This window comes from Bacillus sp. AF62 (assembly GCF_050312695.1).
GTDB classification, from domain to species: domain Bacteria; phylum Bacillota; class Bacilli; order Bacillales; family Bacillaceae_G; genus Bacillus_A; species Bacillus_A cereus.
In genome coordinates, this window is sequence record NZ_JBNPJZ010000166.1 from 1 (window position 1) to 6499 (window position 6499).

The following is a 6499-nucleotide window of genomic DNA, read 5'->3' on the forward strand; positions in this document are numbered from 1 at the left end:
ATATTGTCGTATGCATTTACAACCGCAAATGTACATGATAGTAAAATAGCTCCTGCATTGCTTCGGGATATACAAAATCAAAATGTGTTATTTTCCGTTGCAGATGCAAAGTTAGATACATAAAAAGGTTCATTCAGTCTATATATTTCTGAATATTAAATCTACTTTTGAGTATTAGTTCTTTAGGTTTAGAAGCTTCAGTGGAACAACTAAAGTGTACCGTACACTTTAGTTGTCTAAAATATGGCGTATTTCTGGCATATCCATATTTGCAAACTTCGCAATATCTTCGATATCCATGCCGTTTTTATGCATGCCTTGAATCAATTGAATTTTCCCTTCTTGAATGCCTACTTCTCGTCCCTTTTCCATACCTTTCTTTTCGGCATACTTATACTTAGAAGCCTTATCAATAAGAGCCTTTTGTCTCACCTCATATGACATACGGAATTCAGGGTCTTGACTCATCTTTTCCCACTTTTGCATCGCATTTTTTAAAATCAGATCTCGGTTCATGGCGATTTCCTCCAGTGTATGCGTGAATTGTGTATCTTCATTTGCGGATAATAACAGCAACCATCTCAAAAAAGAGTCTTCCCACGGATTGACTTGTTTTTCTTTCCATTGTGCCATTAATTTTGGAATTTCAATTACGTGTAACAGCAAAGAATTATCTATAGTATCGGAGAAGAAAGAAAAGAAGCAACCCTTATTGAGTTTTTTTGTATTATTTCTAATAAAACAGTATGGTACGTGAAATTATATTTCTTTGTAGTTTAAACATGCACCTATTTTTTTATGTCTTTCCCTTTTCTATCATGCCTTTCGAGAGGACTCCCACCTCTAAACGTAAGTAAAGGTGGTGAGGTGAATCGAAAGAAATATTTTATTTTCAAGAAAACAACAGAAACATATGTTCCGTTTTGCTATAATATCCTTAACAAGGAGGTGAATAAAATGACAAAGGAAAATCTGTCAAACTATAAAACTCTTCAAATTTGGATTAAAAAAGGGCATCGTATGTATTCTTATTTTCAAGAATGTTGTCATAACGCTAAGAACATGTACAACACGACAAACTTTTATATACGCCAGGTGTACACTGGATTAACACAAGGAAAAGAGTTGCAGCCTTTGCAAAAAGAAGTTCTGGATTATATTCATAAAAATATTGGTAAGATGAATGACACACAATATATTCACTTTGTCTTTTTCTTTCATTCATCTGAGTGGTGGTGCAAGTGGGAAAATAACGTTTTGTTGCCAGTGCCAACTAAAAACTTACTTAGGATGTTACCGTAATGTAAAATTGACTAGTGATAAATGAAAAGCCCTAATATTCTAACTTAGCACCCTGAAACGTTTCAGATTATTTGAGAGTGTTGCAAAACTCATAAATATCCAAAAATGAATGCATAAAGAAATCCGTTTTCCTGGAAGAATGATAGTATCCCAAAACTATCTCCAGAAAGGACGGATTTACTAGTATGATAACCAATTTTGATCAAAATTAATCCATTTTACAAATTTTATTTGCCTACGTAGACAGTTTAGTCATCTCAAAGATAAAGGGCTGGAACAGCCACGTTGGTATGGTCAAAATCGCTATCTATTGCATGTTCAGCTAGTTTTTCTGATTCATAACATTGCATATTTATTTTAGTTTTGCAACACCCTCTATTTATCAATAAAAGAGAAGCCAGATTCCTGGCTTCTCTTTTTCAGTGTATAACAACTTCTTAAACTACAACTATATTTTTTCAAACTTTGCATCATATCCTACATGTTCTTACTATATTTAAAAATTCAACTTAACTATCATTTTAAATCGAAATAAACATTAGTTAGAGCTTTATAAGCGTTGACTCTTCCGTGCTTCCAATATTCACCCGTACCAGGGATTTTATCTGCACTTTTTTCTATCGCATCTCGAATTTGTATATTGGAGAATCCTTGGGAAGCTAAGAGTGCCACTACACCTGAAACGTTGGCAGTCGCCATTGAAGTTCCACTTTTGGTACTATAAGGTGTTTCAAGATTCCAATTGGTTGGAACAGTCGACATGATATCTACACCTGGTGCTGAAACATCTACTGAAATTCCATAATTAGAGCGATCCCATTTCGCATCATTGGAATCAGTTGCTGCTACAGAAATGACGTTGGAATAAGCAGCAGGATAATACGGTTGGGAAGTAGAAGCATTTCCTGCTCCGGCTACCAATACCACTCCTTTATCCCATGCGTAGTTGACGGCATCTTCTAGTACTTGAGAAGGATCTTGCATGGCTATACTGAGATTGATTACTTTCGCACCATGATCAGCAGCATAGGTGATGCCGTTAGCAATGACATCATTGTATGAATATCCATTTCTATCTAGTACACGAACTGATAGTATTTTTACATTAGGAGCTATTCCAGCTATTCCAATTTCATTGTCGGTTACGGCAGCGATTGTTCCTGCTATATGTGTCCCATGTCCTAGTTCATCCTTACTTGGATCTGTGTTATTTTGTACATAATCGTAACCTGAGATTACCTTTCCCTTTAAGTCAGGATGCGTACTCTGAACCCCTGAATCAACAACTGCTACTACTGTATCAGTACTTCCACGGGTAATATCCCACGCTTTAGGAATCTGCATTTTTTGTAGTGAGGCATTTTGATTCGAAGAATAATAGCAATCATTAGGGGTCCATACTGCTCGGTAAACTTTACTTGGTTCTACATAATCTATACCAGGTAGCTGACGATATTCTTGAAGAGCTTGTTGTATAGATTGGCCCTGAACTTGAATAACATCAAATCCAAGTTGTGTGTTTCGGGAAATCACCTTTGTATTTTTTTGTCGATAAAGATTACTTTTTTCTATAGTAGAGACCTCTTTATTAAATTTGACAATGATTTGTTCATCTTCTTTTTTACTTGTCTTATCCCAAGCTGCTTTTGTAGGAATTACATGTAAAAATGATAAAGAAGACACAAAAACTATTATCGTCAACAAAGTGAATAAATACTTTCTATTTTTCATTTACTTTTCCTCTTTCTTGTTTTAATGTGTTTGTAAAGTTTTAATAAAAATTAAAACTATCGGATTAACATAAAAATCGCCAGAATGCATGACAGAAAATATCTTCAAAAATATAAAATGGTAAGTCCTTTCAACTTGCTTTTTTCAAACTTCGCTTAAACATTGGTTTTTCTAGATAAGTTCCAAGTCGCCAAATATACTCTATAGGGCCCATCCGATATTTCTGTAACCAATAAGTGCTAGCATATAATTGAATTAGGTAAATTCCGATTGTTAACACTAGACCTAACAAATAGCCGCCTTTCCCATATAGACCAATTCCATACCCATAAAAAATAGTAGTAACAATGATAGTCTGCATTAAATAATTACTCACGGACATCTTCCCCATGTTAGCCATATAAAATAATAAACCTGATAGCCATTTATAATGAGCTAATAGAATAATTGAGCTGCCATAAAAAAGGGCCATACTGATTGGAGTAACATTGTTTGTTAACAAGGTGAGAAGAGAATGTTTTGTTAATAGTTCCAAACTTTTTATTGTGAAAGAAAAAACACCGCTAATTAACCAGATTATTTTAAGAGCATTCATATATTTATCTACATTAAATAACCATCCCTTTTTACCAACATACATTCCAAATAAAAACATTGGAAGTGGTGTCACAAAAATCAATACAAAGACTAATCCTAAAAAACGATTCATGCCTAGATATTCAAAAGCATTTTCATTCAAACGAAAATGTAGGTGTTCTATATAGCTTCCTGTTTTATGTAAATACTGTGCTTTTTCACTATATACAGAAAGATTATCCATATTCGAAGTAGGGTCAAAGACATATTTAATGCACATCGAGAATACTAATAAAATAAAGGCCCAAATAAGTATAGTTCTTGGTTTTCTATTTATAAATATAGCTAATAAAATCCCTATAATTCCATAGCCGAATAAAATATCTCCCTCCCAAATAAAAATCCCATGAATATATCCTAATGTAAGTAAAATAACAATCCGCCTTAAATAAATAGAGAAGAAATTTTTTTCTTTTACTATACTACTTTTTTGTAACATAACTATACTCAGTCCAAATAAAAAAGAAAATAGCGTAATAAAATTATGGGTACCAAAGAATTGAACAAATCCATTGATACTCTTATCTGTATTACTAAGTACATAAAATGGTAATTCTGTATTAAACATACCAAACTGAATCAGTGTGGTATTAACCAATAGAATCCCAAATAATGAAAAACCACGAATCGAATCGATAGCTGTCACACGTTGTGTCATATATTTTCACTCCTATTTAAAGTTCTATTTTATAATAGTATCTTTCTATTATAAAACGGTTGTATTCTTTAGAACATATCCGGACTTAACTGGACTAATTTACTACAAAGGTATAGTGTGTTATCCTCCTTCGATATATTTTGACAACTAGATAACATTATATTTAGTTTAAGTGTTTTTCAAGTGATAATTTGTCTCACAAAAGGACAGTTTATGTTTCATGTCATTTCAAGAATTAAAAGGTGGGAATTACCGGTTGCGATACGAGAATGAAAAGAGGATAAATACTTACAAAAGGATATACCACTTCATATAAAAAAATAGGTTCTGGTGCAAAAAGATTTGAGGAATTGCAAGTAATCTCTAAACCTTGGATATACTGATAGTATTACTCTATAAAAGGTGTGTGACCAGTATGGAAAAAGAGAATATATTCAAATGGAAGCATTACCAGCCCGATATTATTTTGCTAACAGTACGTTAGTACCTACGGTACAACTTAAGTCTTCGTGATTTAGTGGAAATGATGGAAGAACGAGGATTCTCCTTAGCCCATACAACCATTATGCGCTGGGTTCATCAATATGGACCAGAATTAAATAAACGGATTCGAACACATTTGAAGTCAACCAATGATTCTTGGCGAGTGGATGAAACATACATCAAAATCAAAGGAGAAAAGATGTACTTATATCGTGCGATTGATTCCGAAGGAAACACGATTGATTTTTATTTAAATCGTAAACGAGATGCGAAGGCTGCCAAGCGTTTTCTAAAGAAAACCTTGGCTTCTTGTCATGCCACAAAGCCTCGTTTGATAACTGCTGATGGAGATAAGGCCTATCCTGTTGCGATACGTGAACGAAAGGAAGAAAAATGTATATCACATGGTATACCACTTCGTGTGAAAAAATATTTAAACAATATCATTGAGCAAGATCATCGATTTATCAAAAAACGGATTCGGAATATGCTGGGATTGAAATCCTTGCAAACAGCTACAAAAATGATCGCTGGAATAGAAGTTATGCATATAATCAAAAAAGGACAAACTTCTCAGAAGGTGAAGTCTGTCCAAAAACCAATACAGATAATCAATCATCTATTTGGCTTATTAGTATAAAAACGGAATCCATTAGGAAGCAGTCTGCTTCTTTTTATATTCCATCACTTTCGCATCAGAACCTCATTTTTCGGTTTTTTATACAGAATTCTCATCCGTTATTTTCTTGCTTTTTACAATCGTTTATTAATTCATCTAGTTTAATATTCAAATTATCCATCATGCTTCCTGGTAATGTAATAAGGTTGTTTAAATCCTCCTTATCTAAACACCCTATTTCTAATTTGTTTTCGCTCGCATGCGAAACAACTGAACCAAATGGTAAAATTAATAACACACATGTTGATACTATAACAATTGTTTTCAAATTCATAAATTCCTCTCTCAACTAAAGTATTCTTGTCACTGCATTATTGTGCATAACATTTGTTGTATTGTATATCTATAATTATTTACTGACTTCAAAAGATGTTTGCAAGTCCGTAAAAGGTCTATCACTATATCTAAATTCATTTAGACATAGGTCATAACAATTTATTGGTTGTTTTAAATATCATATGGTGATGTCGAAAATATAGGTGGAGCCTGTATAGCATGAATCTATCTTTATCGGAATCATATGAATAGGTATACTTTGTTGATCCTATTCAAGTCTTTTCATCTAAGGATGATGGTTTTAGACCTTGCACTTTCATTGCTAGTTATTCGTTTGTTCTAATAACTTCAAAAGGTGTTTGCCTATTACTTAAAGATGGAACTTCTAGTCGTTTTCGAAGTTCCTGTTTCAACCAAGATTTTTCAGCATGTGTTCCTTCATATTCCCAAAACTCCTTTACCAACTTACCTCGCCCCATTTGACTTTGATAAAAAACACCTATTCCTATTGAATTATCTGTTGATGATCCATAGATTTTATGATCTGTTCTATCATCATTACTCAAATAAACAGACTTCAGCATTTCATCAGGGGCCCAATACTGTGCTCCTGTTTTACTAGCTTTGGATGATTTAATTCTGATCCAATCATCAGAATTAATGAATCCATCTGTTTTATTTTTATTCTCAAAAATAATGGGTATTCCATTATCCGTTGAAGAATGTGCAAAAAG

Annotated in this window: 4 protein-coding genes and 5 pseudogenes; 4 read left to right on the forward strand and 5 right to left on the reverse strand. The window is 33.3% G+C overall.

From position 1 onward, the window contains the following. Positions 1-120, forward strand: a pseudogene (locus tag ACQRBL_RS31665) (ISNCY family transposase); the annotation flags it as partial. A gap of 108 nt (positions 121-228) precedes the next feature. On the opposite strand, the pseudogene ACQRBL_RS31670 reads toward ACQRBL_RS31665, so the two are convergent. Further along, positions 229-672: pseudogene (locus ACQRBL_RS31670) on the reverse strand (Rpn family recombination-promoting nuclease/putative transposase); the annotation flags it as partial. Between the two features lie 285 nt (positions 673-957). Between ACQRBL_RS31670 and ACQRBL_RS31675 the strand changes: the two are divergent. Both ACQRBL_RS31675 and ACQRBL_RS31680 read left to right on the forward strand, forming a co-directional pair. Beyond that, positions 958-1206 (forward strand): annotated as a pseudogene (locus tag ACQRBL_RS31675) (RNA-guided endonuclease InsQ/TnpB family protein); the annotation flags it as partial. Between the two features lie 331 nt (positions 1207-1537). Then, positions 1538-1663 (forward strand): annotated as a pseudogene (locus tag ACQRBL_RS31680) (ISNCY family transposase); the annotation flags it as partial. A gap of 155 nt (positions 1664-1818) precedes the next feature. Here the strand turns inward: ACQRBL_RS31680 and ACQRBL_RS31685 are convergent. Together ACQRBL_RS31685 and ACQRBL_RS31690 are read right to left on the reverse strand one after the other, a co-directional pair. After that, complete coding sequence (locus ACQRBL_RS31685; protein ID WP_411996757.1) at positions 1819-3033, reverse strand: S8 family peptidase; 1215 nt, start codon at positions 3031-3033, stop codon at positions 1819-1821. Between the two features lie 130 nt (positions 3034-3163). After that, complete coding sequence (locus tag ACQRBL_RS31690) at positions 3164-4327, reverse strand: DUF418 domain-containing protein (protein ID WP_023523754.1); 1164 nt, start codon at positions 4325-4327, stop codon at positions 3164-3166. 415 nt (positions 4328-4742) lie between these two features. On the opposite strand from ACQRBL_RS31690, the pseudogene ACQRBL_RS31695 reads away from it, so the two are divergent. Beyond that, positions 4743-5450 (forward strand): annotated as a pseudogene (locus ACQRBL_RS31695) (IS6 family transposase). 91 nt (positions 5451-5541) lie between these two features. On the opposite strand, the gene ACQRBL_RS31700 reads toward ACQRBL_RS31695, so the two are convergent. Together ACQRBL_RS31700 and ACQRBL_RS31705 are read right to left on the reverse strand one after the other, a co-directional pair. Next, positions 5542-5763, reverse strand: coding sequence for a hypothetical protein (locus ACQRBL_RS31700; protein ID WP_001050218.1), 222 nt, complete (start codon positions 5761-5763; stop codon positions 5542-5544). Positions 5764-6091: 328 nt separating this feature from the next. Next, a partial coding sequence (locus ACQRBL_RS31705) for a Kunitz family serine protease inhibitor (protein ID WP_427736347.1) occupies positions 6092-6499 on the reverse strand: 408 nt, incomplete at its 5' end.

Coding starts and splice junctions, on each gene's coding strand:
- ACQRBL_RS31685 (WP_411996757.1), bottom strand. CDS start 3,033: ATGAAAAATAGAAAGTATTTATTCACTTTGTTGACGATAATAGTTTTT.
- ACQRBL_RS31690 (WP_023523754.1), bottom strand. CDS start 4,327: ATGACACAACGTGTGACAGCTATCGATTCGATTCGTGGTTTTTCATTA.
- ACQRBL_RS31700 (WP_001050218.1), bottom strand. CDS start 5,763: ATGAATTTGAAAACAATTGTTATAGTATCAACATGTGTGTTATTAATT.